The sequence below is a fragment of the Paraburkholderia piptadeniae genome (assembly GCF_900007165.1).
In the GTDB taxonomy this organism is placed as follows: Bacteria; Pseudomonadota; Gammaproteobacteria; order Burkholderiales; family Burkholderiaceae; genus Paraburkholderia; species Paraburkholderia piptadeniae.
On the sequence record NZ_CYGY02000101.1, the window covers coordinates 30,151 to 45,042 of the forward strand.

Genomic DNA, 14,892 nt, shown 5'->3' on the forward strand with positions numbered 1-14,892 from the left:
CTCGCGCACGACGCGTGCGCCGATCCTCGTTCAACGATGAAGGCGCGCTGACGTCCGCAGACGACGCGCGTCTCCCCTCTACGCGCTGCGGCCGTGACCGCTCAGCAGCTCGACCTGTTGCAGTCCTTCGGGCGCGATGTCCCTGACGAGCTCGTAGAAATCGAGTGTCAGCAGACGCTGCACGCGGCGCAGCAGCAGTGGCGCCGGATGGCCCATTTCGTGATCGTCGAAATAGCGGCACATTTTTTCGAGCACCAGCGCGACGTCGCCGCGATTCATGAACTCCGCGTCGCGCCATGCATTGGCCTGTGCATCGGCCGCAGCGGAATAGCGCCTGTTGCTGCCGGAATTGCCTTCTGTTTCCGCGTTGCTGGCGGACGTCGCAACCTGCCCGCTTTCGGCGTCATCGGTGTCGGCGGGTGGCCTGGCAAGCCGTGCAGGCACTTCGTCGCGAATGCGCCGCAAGACCCGTTCGACGCGGCTTGGCTCGGGCATCCACTGCGGGCCGATGCGAGCCGTCACCGTCGCACGAATTGCGTCGAGACTGTCAAGTACGCCGCATACGACAGCCCACTCGTGAGCACATTCGCCGCACAAGCGCTGCATCTCATGCTTCAGTCGCTCGGCGCCGCCGGGATACCGGCTGGCGTCCGAAGGATGCCCGTCGAGCAGGTCTTCCGCGTCGCGCACCGTCAGGTTGTCCGCAAGCATCTGCTCCTGCGCCGCCCGTGCGCAAGCATGGCCGCCAACGATCCCGGCGAGCGCGTTCATCCGGGGTATCGGGTCGAGCTCGCCGTCAATGGCGGGCGCCGGATGCAGTTCGTCCCAGTAGTCTGCGAGCCAACGCTGAACGAGGGCGAGCCCATCCGCATAGCCGTCGAGTCCGCGTCGCGCGATCCACGCGCGCACCAGCGGTGCCGCGATGCGCAGGTCCCGCGTGCGCCTGAGCAGTGACTGCGCGGCGCGTTCCACTTCGGCCCAATCGGGTGTCTGTTCCGCAATCACCGCCGCGCCGTACTGCTGTTCGGGCCGTCCCGCCGCGCATTGCTGCAGCAGCAGGAAGTCTGCGTCGTATTCGAGATCGGGCCCGCATCGGGAATCGGCATCGACGGGAGCAAGAAAGCGTTCGATCATGGCAGTGATGTCCTTGTGGCAAACGCGCTCATTCGAATCGGTAGCTGATGTTCACGGGGCCGCTGCCCGGATCGAGCCTGACCGTTCGCCGCATCGGTGGCAGTTGGCCATTGCGGATCTCGATGCCGTACTGACCGGGTGCAAGCGCCAGTGTCTTCAGCGGGGGACTGACGCCGCGCCTGACGCCGTCGACGTACACTTCGCCCCACGGATAGACCTGCAAGCGGATAGCGACGAGCTTCGGCGCCTTGTGTTCGTCGCTGGCGGAAGCGCCTTGCGCGACGTCGACTCCAGATGCGATCGATGTCGGAGCCGTTGGCACGTCGGTGGCAGTCGCTGCGGACGCGATCTGCTCATCACCGGCTGCGGGCGTCGTGCGTGCTTGCGTTTCTGTGCCGAACGCCTGCGACGCGGGCGCGGTCGTGGCGGGTGCCGTCGGTTCGAGCGGTTCGGATCGACGTGGAGCGGACCCGCCTGCGGGCGAAGTCGGCGGTGAGTGCTGCGCAGTCACGACTGGCGCATGGGCGGTGGCAGGAGCCGTCCGGGCAACCGTCATCGATTCAGGCGCCCGTATCGCGTATTCGAACAGTCGGTAGGTGGCGGCGCATGCAATCGCGATCAGAACCAGCGTGCCGGCGATCGCAACGGAACGCCTGCGATCGACACGTTCTGCGCTGCGCTTCATCGCGAAAGCAACGACACCCCACAACCTCGTCATACGCGCGAGGGTGGAATGCGCGCGTTGCCGCGCATCCGCAGCACACATGCGGTGGTTGTCCGGTGGCGCACTACTGGCGCTCCCGTTTTCGATGTGACCGCCGATCTCCCGTTGCTGCTCCGCGGACGCGTGACTGGCGCGGTGATCGCCGACGGGGGGCGCGGCGGTAGCGTCGGAATCGGCATGCTCATTCGATGCGCCGTCGAGCAAGCCGGTCGCGCCTTGAATCATGGCGCCGTCCGTTTGCCCATCCCGCTCGTCTCGAAGGTCCGACGCCCGCGGCACTTCGCTCGCCCGTGACGGCACGCGTTGAGGGGGCGTGGGTTGATGAGGCCCCTTAGGCACCTTGTAGCCCGCGTCATCTCGTGTCTCGGGCAGCAGCCGCGCACCTGCATCGCGCGCGCGGTCCCCGGCCACATACACACAGGCACCCGCTTCACGCAGCCCCAGCAGCCGTGCAAACGCCGCGACAGAATCGGGACGGTCTTCCGTCCGCAATGCCAGCGCGAGATCGACCGCTTCGAGAAACGGGAGAGTGTAACGTTCGCGTCCGGCGAACCCGCGCGACGCCAGGGGCTGCCACGTATCCTGGATGCTGCGCACGACGGCCGCCGGCGGCGGCTCGCCGACAATCATCGCGTGCATCACCGCGCCAAGCGAATAGATATCGGTCCACGGACCTTGCACGAATGCGGGATCATCGGTGTATTGCTCGATCGGCGAATAGCCCGGCTTGAGCATCACCGACGTTTCGTCAACGGCATCGCCGATCGACTTGCGGGCTGCGCCGAAATCGAGCAGCACAGGCTTGCCGTCGGATGGGATCAGCACGTTGTCGAGCGAGATGTCGCGGTGAAAGCACTGCGCGCGATGCAGCGTGTCCAGCGCGCCGAGCAGCGCCGCCACCAGGTTCAGCAGCGCACCTTCGCTCATCGGCCCGTGTTTCGCGGCACGCTGCTTGAGCGTCGGTCCTTCGTAGAACGGCATCACCATGTACGCGGTGCCGTGGCTTTGCCAGAACTGCAATACCTTGACCAGACCGGGATGATCGAACTGCGCCAGCAATCTTGCCTCGTTCAGAAACGCCGCGCGTCCCGAATCAAACGCGGCGGCAAAGCGTTCCGCACGCAGGCAGACCGTGAAGTCACCACCGCGCCGCGCCAGCAGCGAAGGCATGTACTCCTTGACGGCGACCGCGCGTTGCAGCGTGCGGTCGAACGCGCGATAGACGATGCCGAACCCCCCGATGCCAAGCACAGCGTCCAGTTCGAAGTCCCCCAACCGGTGCCCGGCGGGCAGCGGCCTCGCGCCGCCATCGCTCGCGCCGCTTGTTGCACTCGTGGCATCGGTTGCTGTCGTCAGGCGTTCCTTGAACAACGGGTCCATCATTTACGACCTCTTCATCAAAATCACTATCGCTTCGCACTGGACAAGCCTGCGAAGCCTACTCGCCGCGCCAGTACGCATCGCGCGGCGGCGCACCGAAAAGCGTCCGGAAGAGCCGCGCGTCGAACTTGCCCGTATGCGCGTGCGTCTTCGGCGGCGCGTCATTCGCCTGGAGCGTCCACCAGAAGCTCGTCGCGCCGTGCGGATCGAAGAATTCGGCAAGGTTCGGCCATCCCGGGACTTGCGCTTCGCGTCCCCGCCGCGTGTCGTCATCAGAAAAACCGTTGGCCCCTGCTTCGCGCGGCAGCCGTACGCGGCTCAATACGCGGTCCAACTGCTCGGGGCCATGCGCTTCGCGCACGGCGTCCAGCAGCGCAGCACCCACGTTGCCGACGAACCTGGCCGCGGCGGCCGTGGTATCGGGCGTATAGACGTCCGCATCGAGCGCGAGCGCTGCGATGACGGGGTAATACCGCCCGACGCGATCGCAACTCGGTGCCAGGCAGCCCAACTGAACGCAACCGGCGCCCGTCCCGGCGGGAATCGCGAAATGCCATACGGGCGCAATCGCGAAGTGGCGGGCGAGCCCGTCAGGCAAGCCCTGCCCAAGCGAGACCATGCCCTGCTGAACCCAGCCGTCCCACCACGCGGCGAGCCTCGCGGACATGCCACGATTGACGAAGTCGCCCGCGCCGGGAACCTTGCCGAACCAGCCGAACTGCAACAGATGTCCGTTCGACGCCGTACTCATGATTTCCCCGGGCATGTGAACGACTCCATTTGCGCGAGACGAAACGGGTTATGCACCGAGTCCGCCGTGATCTGCACCTTGAACTGCTTGCCGTCCACCGCAAAGCTCGCAATGAGCTCTTCCGGCGAGCGGCCCCGCTCGATCCGCGCATGATCGAACAGGCGGTACAGTGCCCACGGTCCGTCGGCGACCCATCCGTCCGTCGCGCCCGATTGCTCGATGACCTGGAGCCGCGCCTGATTGCCGCCGCCGGGCGCGGGCCACTGCAACGTGACGGGCGCCTGGGGTCCGTGCGCGTAGTGCACGGACTGGCCGCCTGCATCGAGCGCCCATTCGGAGATCGACGGGTCCATGTCGAGCGGCTTGATCTGCACCTTCACCGCTGGGTCGCGGCTGCCGCCGGCGAAGAACACGTCGCGGATCACGGCGGCCTTTTCGAACGATGCGAGAAACGGCGCCGCATTCCCGGCCGCGATCCCGTCTGCTGTCGCTGTCGCGTTGGTGCTCGCGGAAGCGGCATTGAACCGCCATGGCCGCGTGGCCGTATCGACCTGCGCCTGCAGGTTCTTGCGGAAGAAGTCGTCCATCAGTCCCGAAGGCGCGAAGAGCTGCGCGAAGTCACCCAGCGCGACGTCGCGCGACGAGCCGTGAGCGAACGGATAGCGGCCTGCAATCGCCTGACGGCAGAAGTCGCCGACGTCGGCCGACGCGCCGCGCGCGAGATTGCGTTGCGCGAGCGTTGCCACGCTGCCGTTCGCGCCATCGGCGAGATCGCCGAGCATCTGCCTGAACGGCGCAGGCATCCGGCCCGCCTGCGCGCGCACCTTGTCGGGCACATCGGATGGCGGCGGCATGCCGCCGCTGCGCAGCGCCGCGTCGGTTGCGCTCAGATAGGTATAAAGCTCGTCGATGAGTTTCAACATGCCGTCGATCGGCGCATTGCCCGACCGGCCTTCGACATGCGCGTACTGGCGCAAACCGGCAAAGTGGTTGTCGACCACGGCCTCCGGCCTGTCGCTCTGCGCGGCTGCGCCGTTCGCCTGCCCTGCCGAGAAAATGACCGCCAGCGCGTGCCGCGCGCTTTCCACCTTGTCCTGCGCGCGGTCTGCGAATCCCGCGCCGCCTGTGCTCGCGTCGCTGCGGATCAACGCGGTCTGCGCGGCGGCGGCGTCGATCAATCGGGTCAACGGTGAATCCGGCGACGACAACACGCGCGCGGCCTGAATGCTCTGCGCGAGCGAGTCACCCGAATCACCTGTTTGCAGGCGAATGTCGTTCAGATACGCATCCCACACGCGCATATAGTCGTCGAGGTACAACGTGCGGATGTCGCGCGCCCACGATTCGGCCGCCGCGCGATTCGGCACGTCGCTCTCCTTCAGGTTGAGCACCCACTTCTCTTCGCCGGCGAACGTACCGATCGACTCGTCTAGCCGTTTGTCGAATACGTCCCAGTAGCCACGGTACGTGTACAGCCCCGGCAACGCGTCATTCAGGCTCTTGCCGCTTTGCCGGCGGAACACGAGTGCAGCGGACGGGCCGGCGGCATGCGCAACGTCGAAGTCATATGACTGCGTGGCGCCGCGCAACGTGTGCGTCAGCTGCGCGTAGAGCCGCTGCGCGAACGTGAGCTGTTGCAGCCGCGCGCGCGTTTGCGCAACCAGTTGTTCGTTCATCGCGAAGGGCGACAGCACCATGCGATCAGCGAACAGCGCCGCGAGGTGCGTGGCCAGCGCCGAACGCTGCGCGGCTGTCAGCGGATGCGGCAACGTCCGCTCGAACTCCAGAGCGAGCACGGCCTGCACGAACGGAGGATCGTAGTGCGCGCTGTCGTACAGCATCAGGTACGCCTTGAGAGCCGCATAGGCGAACGTGGGATCGTCGCTGCGCGCACTCTGCAGCGTCGCTTCGAGACGCCGGGCAGCCAGCGGCAGCAGCAATTCGTCGAGCGCGCGCTGATAGACGCCGTTCGCTGCCGCGCGCGTCTTGTCGCCCTGAAAGAGTCCCCACCGGTACGCAAGCGGCGGTGACTGCGGATCGACGCGACCCGTCCGCGCGAGGTGGCGCAGGTCGTCGAGCACGGGCAGCACCTGGCCGATGCCGGTAGCGTCCGTCAGCGGCGCGCGCCTCAACTGCTGATCCAGCGTTGCGACGCGCGCGCTCACGTCGTCGAGATAGCCGCTGTTGTTCACATAGCTTCGCATCCACAGCGCGAGCGCCATGCACAGCAACACGGCTGCCGTCGCATAGCCCGCAAGCATCAGCACATGTCGGCGCCGATGCCAGGCCAGGTTCGTGCCTGCCAGCGTCGTCTCGCTGACGATGAGCCCCTGCAACAGGTCCTTGAGGAAGAAGCTCCGCCCGTTCGTGCCCGTCTGCATCGCGGGCGGCGTACCGTCGATCTGCAGGAACCGCTTGATGCCGCCCATCACGCGATCGAACACCGTACCTTCCTGCGTCCCGCTCGTCAGATAGACGCCGCGCAGCATCGGCAGCGAGCCGAATCGGGACTGCGAGAACACTTCCTCGACAAGTTGCGCGAGCACGTCGCGCAGCAGCGCGAACTGCTGCGGCAGCGAATAGATCAGTTCGTGCCTGCGCACGTCGGATTCCGCGCCAAGCAGTTCGGGCAACGCGTCATTGAGGCGCCGGTGCAGCAGGTCGTATTCGCGATTGAATGCACCGCGCAGATCGAAGCCCGGCGCGCGGCTCTCGTCGAGCCCGAACGTGAAGCCCCACACCTGCGCCCGCTCGGCGCGCCCCAATGCGCCGAAATACTCGGAGAAGCCGGCCAGCAAATCGGCTTTGGTCACCAGCACGTAGACGGGAAACTGAATGCCCAACTGGCTCCTCAGTTCCTGGAGGCGCTTGCGCAAGGCCATCGCGTGCCCGGTGCGCTGCGCATCCGATGCCCCGAGCAGGTCCGCCACGCTGATCGTCAGCAAGGCGCCATTGAGCGGCTGTTGCGGCCTGTACTTTCTCAGCAGGCCGACAAAGCCTCGCCACTCATCTTCATCCAGCGCCCGATTGCTTTCGTGCGTCGTGTAGCGCCCCGCTGTGTCGATCAGCACCGCCTCGTTCGTGAACCACCAGTCGCAATGTCGCGTGCCTCCCACGCCGCGAATCGCCGCCTTGCCGAACTGTTCGGCGAGCGGAAAGCTCAGCCCCGAGTTCACGAGCGCCGTCGTCTTGCCCGAACCCGGCGCGCCGATGAACACGTACCACGGCAGTTGATACAGGTAACGGCGCGACAGGCCCGCGATCCAGCCCGAGAAGCCTGAACGCCTGTCGTCGCCCGGCGCGAGACGCATGGTTTTCAACTGCGCCGCCGCCTCGCCGAAGCGGTGCCGCAATTCCGCGAGATGCGCGGGCTCCGCTTCGGCATTGCCGGGCAATGGGGCGCTAGCCTGCAACTGGTTCAGCAATTGCGCGTTCAAACGCGCGGCACGCCAGCGGCGCCAGCCGGCACGCGCGCCCCATCCGGCGAACAGCACGCCGATCAGCAGTGCCCGCGTGACGCCGGATTCAAGCGGGCGCCAGTCACCCAGCGCCACGAGCGGCCCCGCGATCCAGATCAATACGGCCAGCGCGGCGAGCCCGGCAAACGCGCCGCACGTACGCAGCACGAACGGACGCGCTGGCAAAGGTGGAGCGAATGCGTGGCTCATGGCGTCACCTTCGTGGAAGACGCGGCCCCGTCAGACGATGGCGCCGCCAGCAGCGTGATTTCCACGCGCCGGTTTCGTGCGCGGTTCGCCGGCGTGTCGTTCGGCGCGACGGGGTCCATTTCCCCGCGGCCTTCCGCGTGAATGCGGTCCGTCTGCGTGACGCGCGATGCAAGGAGCCGCGCGACAGCTTCGGCGCGCGCTTGCGACAGATCCCAGTTGGATGCGAAACGCGCGCTGCGCACGGGCACATTGTCCGAATAGCCCGCCACGACGATGCGGCCGGGCGCGCGCTCCAGTGCATCCGCCACGCGCGCAAGGACGGGAGCATAGCGACCGATGACGGCGGCCGATCCCGATTCGAACAGTCCGTCGCCATGCAGCGTCACGACGCTGCGATCCGCGTCATCGCGCACGGAGACGAGGCCCGCGCGAACCTCGGGGTCGAGAAAGCCCGCAAGCCGCGGCGCGCTCGCGGGGCGAGCGGGCTCGACAACGGGTTGCTGTGACTGAAGATGCGGCACATGCACCCGGTCGATGGAAGCGAACACCTGGTCCGACTGCCGTGCGAGCGTGAGCTCGAATGCAAGGTACGCACCGAAGCCGATCAGCCCCGCCAGCGCAGCGCACGCCCAGACGGGCACGATCAAGCGGCGCGCGCGTTCGGCAGGAATCTCGTCGCGCCAGTGCGGGGAAAGCGGCGCGTCGAACTCGCCGCGCGCCTGCCGGATCAGTTGCACGACACGCTGCATCAGCGCGTCCAGTTGCGCGCGCCCGTTGTCGAGCACGCGGTAACGTCCTTCAAATCCGAGCGCAAGGCAGTAGTACAGCAGTTCGATGAGATCAAGGTGCTGTTGCGGATGCTGCGACAGGCGCGCCAGCACCTGGAAGAACTTCTCGCCACCCCATGTCTCGTTGTGGAAAGCGACGAGCAGGCTATCGGCGGACCATGCGCCGCTGCCGCCCCATGGTGTCAGCGACGCCGCCTCGTCGAGCGCCGTGCACAGGCAATAGCGCGCGCCGACGATTGCCTCGAGCGCCACGCCCGCCTGCTGCGCGCGCATTTCGAACTCGCGTATCTCCGATGCAAGATGCTCGCGCAACCAGCGCGGATTCGGGTGATGCACCGTCCAGCGTATCTGCGGAACGAGATTGAGCAAAGGGTTCGCAACCGCGACGAGCGGATTGCTGCCAACAGGCACGGCGTAATCGGGCATCGGCTCCTGAGGGGCGGAGTTCGCCTCTTGCGCGTCGGGTGTCGGCGGCGCGCCACCGGGGTTCGGACGAACGAAGCCCCCGTGTGCGCCTGCGACTGCTTCATGCCAGTGGTTCATGAGTCGTTCCTGTCATGCATCTCAGCCACACCTCTCAGCCGCGAATCGCCCAGAAAGCCAGCGACAGCCCCGGGAAGTCGCCCGCCAGATGCAATGCCAATCCGCCCGAGCTGTCGAGTTGCCGCCACAGTTCGCCGCTCTTGTCGAGTTCGAAATACACATGACCCGCGTGATAAGGAATCTGCCTTGGTGCGACAGGCAGCGCGCGTACGCCGATCCCGGGCAACTGGAGTTGCACGAGATCGCGTATCCGCTCGACGGGGCCGAGCTTCACTTGCGCAGGAAAGCGCGCGTGCAGCACATCGGCGGGAATGTCCGCGTACACGGCTAGCACGAAGCCCGCATCGCGCATCAGTTCGGTGTCGGACATGATGGCGACACGCACGCCATTGCCCGCATCCTTGAGCTCGATCTCGATCGCGTTCTGCTCCAGCATCGTCGCCAGCGAGCGGCGCAGTTCCTTCATCAGGATGCCAAACGTCGTACTCAGATCGTCGTGCTGGTATGGCGGGAGAACCTGCGGACTGTGCGTGCCGGATGTGAACGTGCTCAGGTCGCAGGCGAGCTTCAGCCAGTCGCGATACAGCATCTCTGGATGGATCGCCGAAGGTTGCTGCGCGTGCCAGGTCACCGCGATGTAGCGGTTGATCAGTTCGAGCAGCAGAAAGTCCGCCACTTCGCCGACTCCGGCGCGGCCGGGCTGCGCGAGGCGGCTTGCGAGCGTTTCGCCGCGCTGCATGAGCAGCCTGTGCAGTTCGCTCATGTAGCTCGCAAGCACAGGACTCGCGTGTGCGGCGAGCAGCGGCGGAATGTAGCTGTCGTCTGCGATCACGCTGCGGTCCGCGCGGCGTTCGACGACACGCATCACACCCATAGCCTGCCAGTCCGGCGACAGCTTCGATTCCGGCATCAGGCGCAAGTGCAGCTTGCCGACCTGGATCAGCACCGGGCCGAGTCCGATCGCGTTGACGTCCTCGACCTCGGTCTCGGTCGCGACATACCGTGACAGCGCCGACGCGCCGCTTTCTTCGAAAGACACCTGGACATTGTCGCCGCGCCACGTCGGCACAGCGAGAACGATCACCGCATTCGCGACGTCGCCGCCGATGTCGAGTGGTTGCGGCGCATCGCTGCCGCCGGAGAAATCGAATGGCGTGCCATCCGGCATCACGCCCGACGCGCACAACAGAACGATCTTGCCCTGCGCCAGGGCCTCCGTATCGATTTCGAGCTTGCTGAAGCCCCAGAACAGACCCTGCACGGGCAGGCAGCGCAATTGCACGTAGCGTTCGAAGTGGCGTTCGAGCTGCTGAAAATGCTGTGGGCGAAGGAACATGCCTTCGGACCAGACGACGCGGCGACGCAGCGCCGCACCTGCCCTGACAGGTGAAACACGTTCGCTCATCGCTTTGCCCCGCTCTCGTCGACGATTTGCATGCCGCCGTTGCGCACGGCAATGGAAAGCCTGATTTCGCCCGGCGACATTTGCCAGAATTTCAGCAGGTTCGTCTCTTTCGCAGCGGGCAGCGGCACGATCAGTTTCCAGCGATTGCGCTCGAGCGCACGATAGCCCGCGACCACGCCGACGCTGCGCGCATCGAGATCGCCCGCGTAACGCATGGTGCGCGATTCGCCTGGACGCAGGATTATCCGGTCCACGCCGATCAATTCGCCCGCCAGCCTGCCTTGCGTCTTGCTCTGAAGCGAAAAATAGTCGGCGCCGTCGAAACTTGCCGCCGACTTCAGCCGGAAAATCTGCAAGACGATGGGAGATGGCCTTGCAGCGCTATCAGGATTCACGTCCGGCGCGACATCGAAGGTAATGACATAGGGAACGGGCAGCTGCTTTTCGGTTGCGGCGCAACCGCCCAGCGCAACGCCTGTCAACACGATTCCCACGACGCGCCAATGCGCGTCTTTCATCGAAACTTGCATCATCTCTTTTCGCGTTCGTCAGAACGGCATGTGCTGTTGCGCCTTTAGCATCGGCGCAACGAGAGTGGCTAACCGGGTCGGTCAGTCGAAGAAGAACCGGTCTTAACCGGCATGACGATCGCCATGCAGTGCGTTTGAATGGCCAACGAGCATCTGACGATCAAAACGGGATTCAGCGTAGTTCACAATTCCATTAAATTTCAATGTGTGGTTTACCATGATTAAAACGTTATTAATCGAATCGTTCTTCTAACTATTTTTTTGTTTTTTCATGCTTTATGGGATTTGCAAAAAATCAGATCCGGCGCTGTTTATAGTGGATTAAAGCCACTAATCGATTAAAAACCAAACGACGAATTGCGTTCTATAGTTCATTGAGCCGCACGACATATGCGCCCTGAATAAAATAATTGACGGCAGGCTTTAAACCTGTCCTTTCTCACATGAAAATTCTGCTGATATTCAATTGGAATGCTGAAAAAACGCCCGATGCCGATCATTGAATCTGTGCTCGTTGTACTGCTTGTCGCGACACTCGCCGGATGTTCGATGTTTTCACCGCAACAGCGCGCGGCCGACGAAACCGTGCAGAACGCGCGCAGCGCCTACGCTGCCGGCGAGTACTCGCGCACGATCCAGTTGCTCAGTCACGCAAGCGAGATCGATCGGGCGAACCGTTCGACGCAGATCGAAGCACACAAGCTGATGGCGTTCAGCTACTGCGTCACGAATCGCGTATCGGCGTGCCGCGCCGAATTCCGGAAGATCCTCAATATCGATCCGAACTTCGAACTATCCGCCGCGGAGCGCGGACATCCGATCTGGGGCCCTGCATTCGAGGCAGCGCGTCGCCAACGCGCCGCGGCGTCTTCGTCATAGCACCCCGCGCCAGGGCATCCGCATCATCGCGTCAGGCACCCATCATGCAATTGACCGTCATCGAACATGCAGGCCGCCCCGTACAACGCGGCGCAACGGCCATATTTCATCCACCCGGCGGAACGATCGGGCGCAACGTCGACAATCATCTCGTGCTGCCCGACGAGACACGGCAAATCTCGCGGTTGCAGGCGCTGCTGCAGATCGACGGGGCACGCTGCGTACTGAAGAATCTCAGCAGCGTGTCCGTAATCGAGGTCAACAGCACGCCGCTGGCTTGTGCGGAAGAACGCCAGATCGAGCCAGGCGATGCGATCCGTATCGGTTCTTACATGCTGCGGGCTGTCGACGATCGCGCGAGCAGCAGCGACGCGCCGCAAGATTCTCAGGCCACTACCGATCATCCTGTGCAGGACGACTTCTGGCAGTCGCTCGAATCGCGCTTCGGCAACAGCAACCCTGGCGGCAGGCAACCCGGTTCGCGTGAGCGGCAGGCGCCATCCGAACGACATGCGAGCACCGCCTACGACGACTTGCGTCATGTGCCGTCCGATCCACTTGCCCTGTTTTCGTCTTCAATCGACGGGCCGCAGGACGGGATGCTCCGCGGTTCGCAGAGCAGCCTGCCCGACTCCGTCTCACCACTGCCGCCCGCCGCAGTCGGCAAGCGCGATCGCCCTTTCGATGCACCCTACGCTGCCCCGGATCACGCGGCCGACTGGGCACAGACGATGCGCGCGCAGCCCCTCGCTACGGCTGCCGCGATATCCGCGCAAGCCCTGCAGCCGAAACACGACCTCAACGAGGCCGCAGCCGCGAAGCGCGGCAATGCAACCGCAGAACCGCTGTTGACCGCGTTTCTGCGCGGCGCTGGCCTCGACACGGCGAGCGATCAGTGGACGGCCGAACAGTTGCATACGGCAGGACAATTGCTTGCGCTGTTCGCCAACGGCACGGTGAAACTGCTGTCATCGCGAAGCATCCTGAAGCGGGAAGTGAAGGCCGACATGACGGTTCTTCTCGACCGCGAAAACAATCCGCTCAAGCTGCTGCCCGACGGCGGCGCCGTGCTCAGGCAAATGTTCGGCCTTCCGTTTCCCGGATTCATGTCGCCAGAGGGGGCCGTCAGCGATGCGTTCGACGATCTGCACGCGCATCAGATCGCAATGGTTGCCGGAATGCGTGCAGCGCTCACGGAACTGCTAAGGCGCTTCGCACCGGAACGGATCGAACAGCGCACGCCTGTCGAACGTTTGCTGGACCGTTATGTGCCAGCATGGCGCAAGGCCAAACTGTGGAATGCGTTTGCAAAGCTGCATCGCGATACGCTGCTTGCCGTCGAGGACGATTTCAGCGCAGTGTTCGGCAGCGCATTTCTCGCGGCATACGATACAGAGGTCGCGCAATACCGCAAGCACTGCCGCGGCTGAAGCGGCGAGTACATGGACATTTCATACGCATACTTTTCGGACCTGGGAGGCCGCTCGCATAATCAGGACGCCGTCGGCTGCGTGGTGGCCGAGGGCCACGCCTGTTTTGTCGTGAGCGACGGCATTGCCAGTGAGCCGGGTGGCGACGTGGCCGCGCAGTATGCAGTGAAGCACATCCTTGCACATGGTGGCGCGCGTGCAATGGCGACCTCCCACATACTCGCCTGCATCGAAGACGCAAATGATGCGATTCTCGCAGAGCAGGCACGCAATCCCGGCAACAGGAGGATGGGTGCGACGGTGGCGGCGCTATTCATCGATCGGGATGCTCGCGCCGCGCAGTGGGCGCATCTCGGCGACAGCCGCGTTTATCACTTTCGTCACGGCTCGCTGATGCAGCGAACCCGGGACCATAGCCTGTTGCAACGGATGACGGATGCAGGTCTACCCGTCAATGGCATCAGCGCGAGTCTTCTTGATTCAGCGCTCGGCATTCGAGGGGATGTCGCGCCATGTATCGCTCCTCGACAGCCGCTAGAGGACGGCGATGTCTTCCTGCTATGCACGGATGGACTGTGGCACGCGATGCCGGATGCACTGATCGCGGGACATCTGCGTGTTGTCGATAAGGTAGACGACTGGTTGAACCTGCTACGGCACGCGGGATCGCAACAGCACGGCGCCGATGCACCGGCGGACAATTGTTCGGCAGTTGCCGTCTGGGTAGGTCGACCGGAAGAAGTCACCCTGCTGCGTTTCCAGGCATAAAGCGTCCGATATCACGTTGTTGTCAAGGGCCTGACGAGCGTTATGCCAGGCGGGTACGCACGCCGAACCCCACTTCTCCGCCCCGGCACGGCATGGCAAGGAAATGTCGGCATTACGGACGCCGGAATTATGCGTGGTTTGTCGTCGGGGGATCGGGATGTACAGAGGGCTCTGGTCCTTCGCGATCAGGTCTGCCTCTATGTACATGTGAGTGATCACTGGGTTCGCGTGACCCAGCCACAGCGCGATGACCGTGAGGTCAACGCCCGCCTGAAGCCGATGCATGGCGGCCGTGTGCCTCCCTCGTCCATGAGACACGCGCGGCACACACGGGTGCCCCACGCGCTGGGCCGCGGCGCGGAACTGACCTCCGTTCGCGACAATCGTCGCCACGTATCCGTATCGACAACCTCGATCCTCCACAACGACGAGGTCAAGCGTGCGCTGCCGATGGGTGATGCTTTTACGTAATGCCACCGATTCCGGACGAGCGTCAATGCATCGGGCCGTCCGTATCGCCCGGCTCGATGCGAGGCAAGGCAAGCCGATGCGCACAACGGTCCCGATCCGCGATCGCGTTCAGCATCAGTTCGGCGATCGCTTTGCCCGACGCGTGGCCTGTGGGCTGCGTAACGGCCGTCACTGCGTACGGATGCGAGACGTCGGAAGGCACGCCGTCATAGACGATCAGTGAAACATCGCGGCCGGGCTTGCGACCACTGTCGATAATCGCCCGAAATGTGCCCGCGCCTGCGAGGTTGTTGTCCACGAGCACCGCAGTCGGCGGGTCGGCGAGGTTCAGTAGCGCGGTGGCTGCATCATGACCGCCCGCGCGATCGAACGTACATTCGACCATCAGTTCAGGTACGCTCGGCCGTCACTTGCAAATGAT

10 protein-coding genes and 2 pseudogenes are annotated in these 14,892 nt (G+C 64.4%); 4 read left to right on the plus strand and 8 right to left on the minus strand.

Annotation, left to right across the window (positions count from 1 at the left end):
- Window positions 1-78: 78 nt before the first annotated feature.
- The 7 genes from tssA to tssJ are packed head-to-tail and all read right to left on the minus strand — an operon-like array spanning window position 79 to window position 10,911.
- A complete protein-coding gene (tssA, locus tag BN2476_RS39785; protein WP_087739651.1) occupies window positions 79-1,134 on the minus strand; it encodes a type VI secretion system protein TssA in 1,056 nt (351 codons plus the stop codon).
- Between the two features lie 28 nt (window positions 1,135-1,162).
- Window positions 1,163-3,241, minus strand: coding sequence for a serine/threonine-protein kinase (locus BN2476_RS39790; RefSeq protein ID WP_235851168.1), 2,079 nt, complete (start codon window positions 3,239-3,241; stop codon window positions 1,163-1,165).
- A 55-nt stretch (window positions 3,242-3,296) separates the two neighbouring features.
- A complete protein-coding gene (gene tagF, locus BN2476_RS39795; RefSeq protein WP_235851169.1) occupies window positions 3,297-4,004 on the minus strand; it encodes a type VI secretion system-associated protein TagF in 708 nt (235 codons plus the stop codon).
- Window positions 3,986-7,657, minus strand: a complete 3,672-nt coding sequence (tssM, locus tag BN2476_RS39800; RefSeq protein WP_087739654.1) for a type VI secretion system membrane subunit TssM — start codon at window positions 7,655-7,657, stop codon at window positions 3,986-3,988. The genes tagF and tssM overlap by 19 nt, the downstream gene beginning before the upstream one ends.
- Window positions 7,654-8,988, minus strand: coding sequence for a DotU family type VI secretion system protein (locus tag BN2476_RS39805; protein ID WP_087739655.1), 1,335 nt, complete (start codon window positions 8,986-8,988; stop codon window positions 7,654-7,656). Before BN2476_RS39805 ends, tssM begins: the two co-directional genes overlap by 4 nt.
- Window positions 8,989-9,022: 34 nt before the next feature.
- Entirely contained in the window at window positions 9,023-10,393 is a 1,371-nt protein-coding gene (tssK, locus tag BN2476_RS39810) for a type VI secretion system baseplate subunit TssK (protein ID WP_087739656.1), read from the minus strand.
- Window positions 10,390-10,911 carry a type VI secretion system lipoprotein TssJ gene (gene tssJ / locus BN2476_RS39815; RefSeq protein ID WP_087739669.1) on the minus strand — a complete coding sequence of 174 codons (522 nt, stop codon included), beginning with the start codon at window positions 10,909-10,911 and terminating at the stop codon, window positions 10,390-10,392. The genes tssK and tssJ overlap by 4 nt, the downstream gene beginning before the upstream one ends.
- A 561-nt stretch (window positions 10,912-11,472) precedes the next feature.
- Between tssJ and BN2476_RS39820 the strand changes: the two genes are divergently transcribed.
- The 4 genes and pseudogenes from BN2476_RS39820 to BN2476_RS48835 form a co-directional block, all read left to right on the plus strand.
- Window positions 11,473-11,802 (plus strand): TssQ family T6SS-associated lipoprotein, encoded by a 330-nt coding sequence (locus BN2476_RS39820; protein WP_235851170.1) that lies wholly within the window; start codon window positions 11,473-11,475, stop codon window positions 11,800-11,802.
- Window positions 11,803-11,846: 44 nt separating this feature from the next.
- Window positions 11,847-13,232, plus strand: coding sequence for a type VI secretion system-associated FHA domain protein TagH (tagH, locus tag BN2476_RS39825; protein WP_087739657.1), 1,386 nt, complete (start codon window positions 11,847-11,849; stop codon window positions 13,230-13,232).
- 12 nt (window positions 13,233-13,244) lie between these two features.
- A complete protein-coding gene (locus BN2476_RS39830; protein ID WP_087739658.1) occupies window positions 13,245-14,000 on the plus strand; it encodes a PP2C family protein-serine/threonine phosphatase in 756 nt (251 codons plus the stop codon).
- A 321-nt stretch (window positions 14,001-14,321) separates the two neighbouring features.
- Window positions 14,322-14,471: pseudogene (locus BN2476_RS48835) on the plus strand (site-specific integrase); the annotation flags it as partial.
- A gap of 22 nt (window positions 14,472-14,493) precedes the next feature.
- Here the strand turns inward: BN2476_RS48835 and BN2476_RS39845 are convergent.
- Window positions 14,494-14,859, minus strand: a pseudogene (locus BN2476_RS39845) (substrate-binding domain-containing protein); the annotation flags it as partial.
- Window positions 14,860-14,892 lie beyond the last annotated feature (33 nt).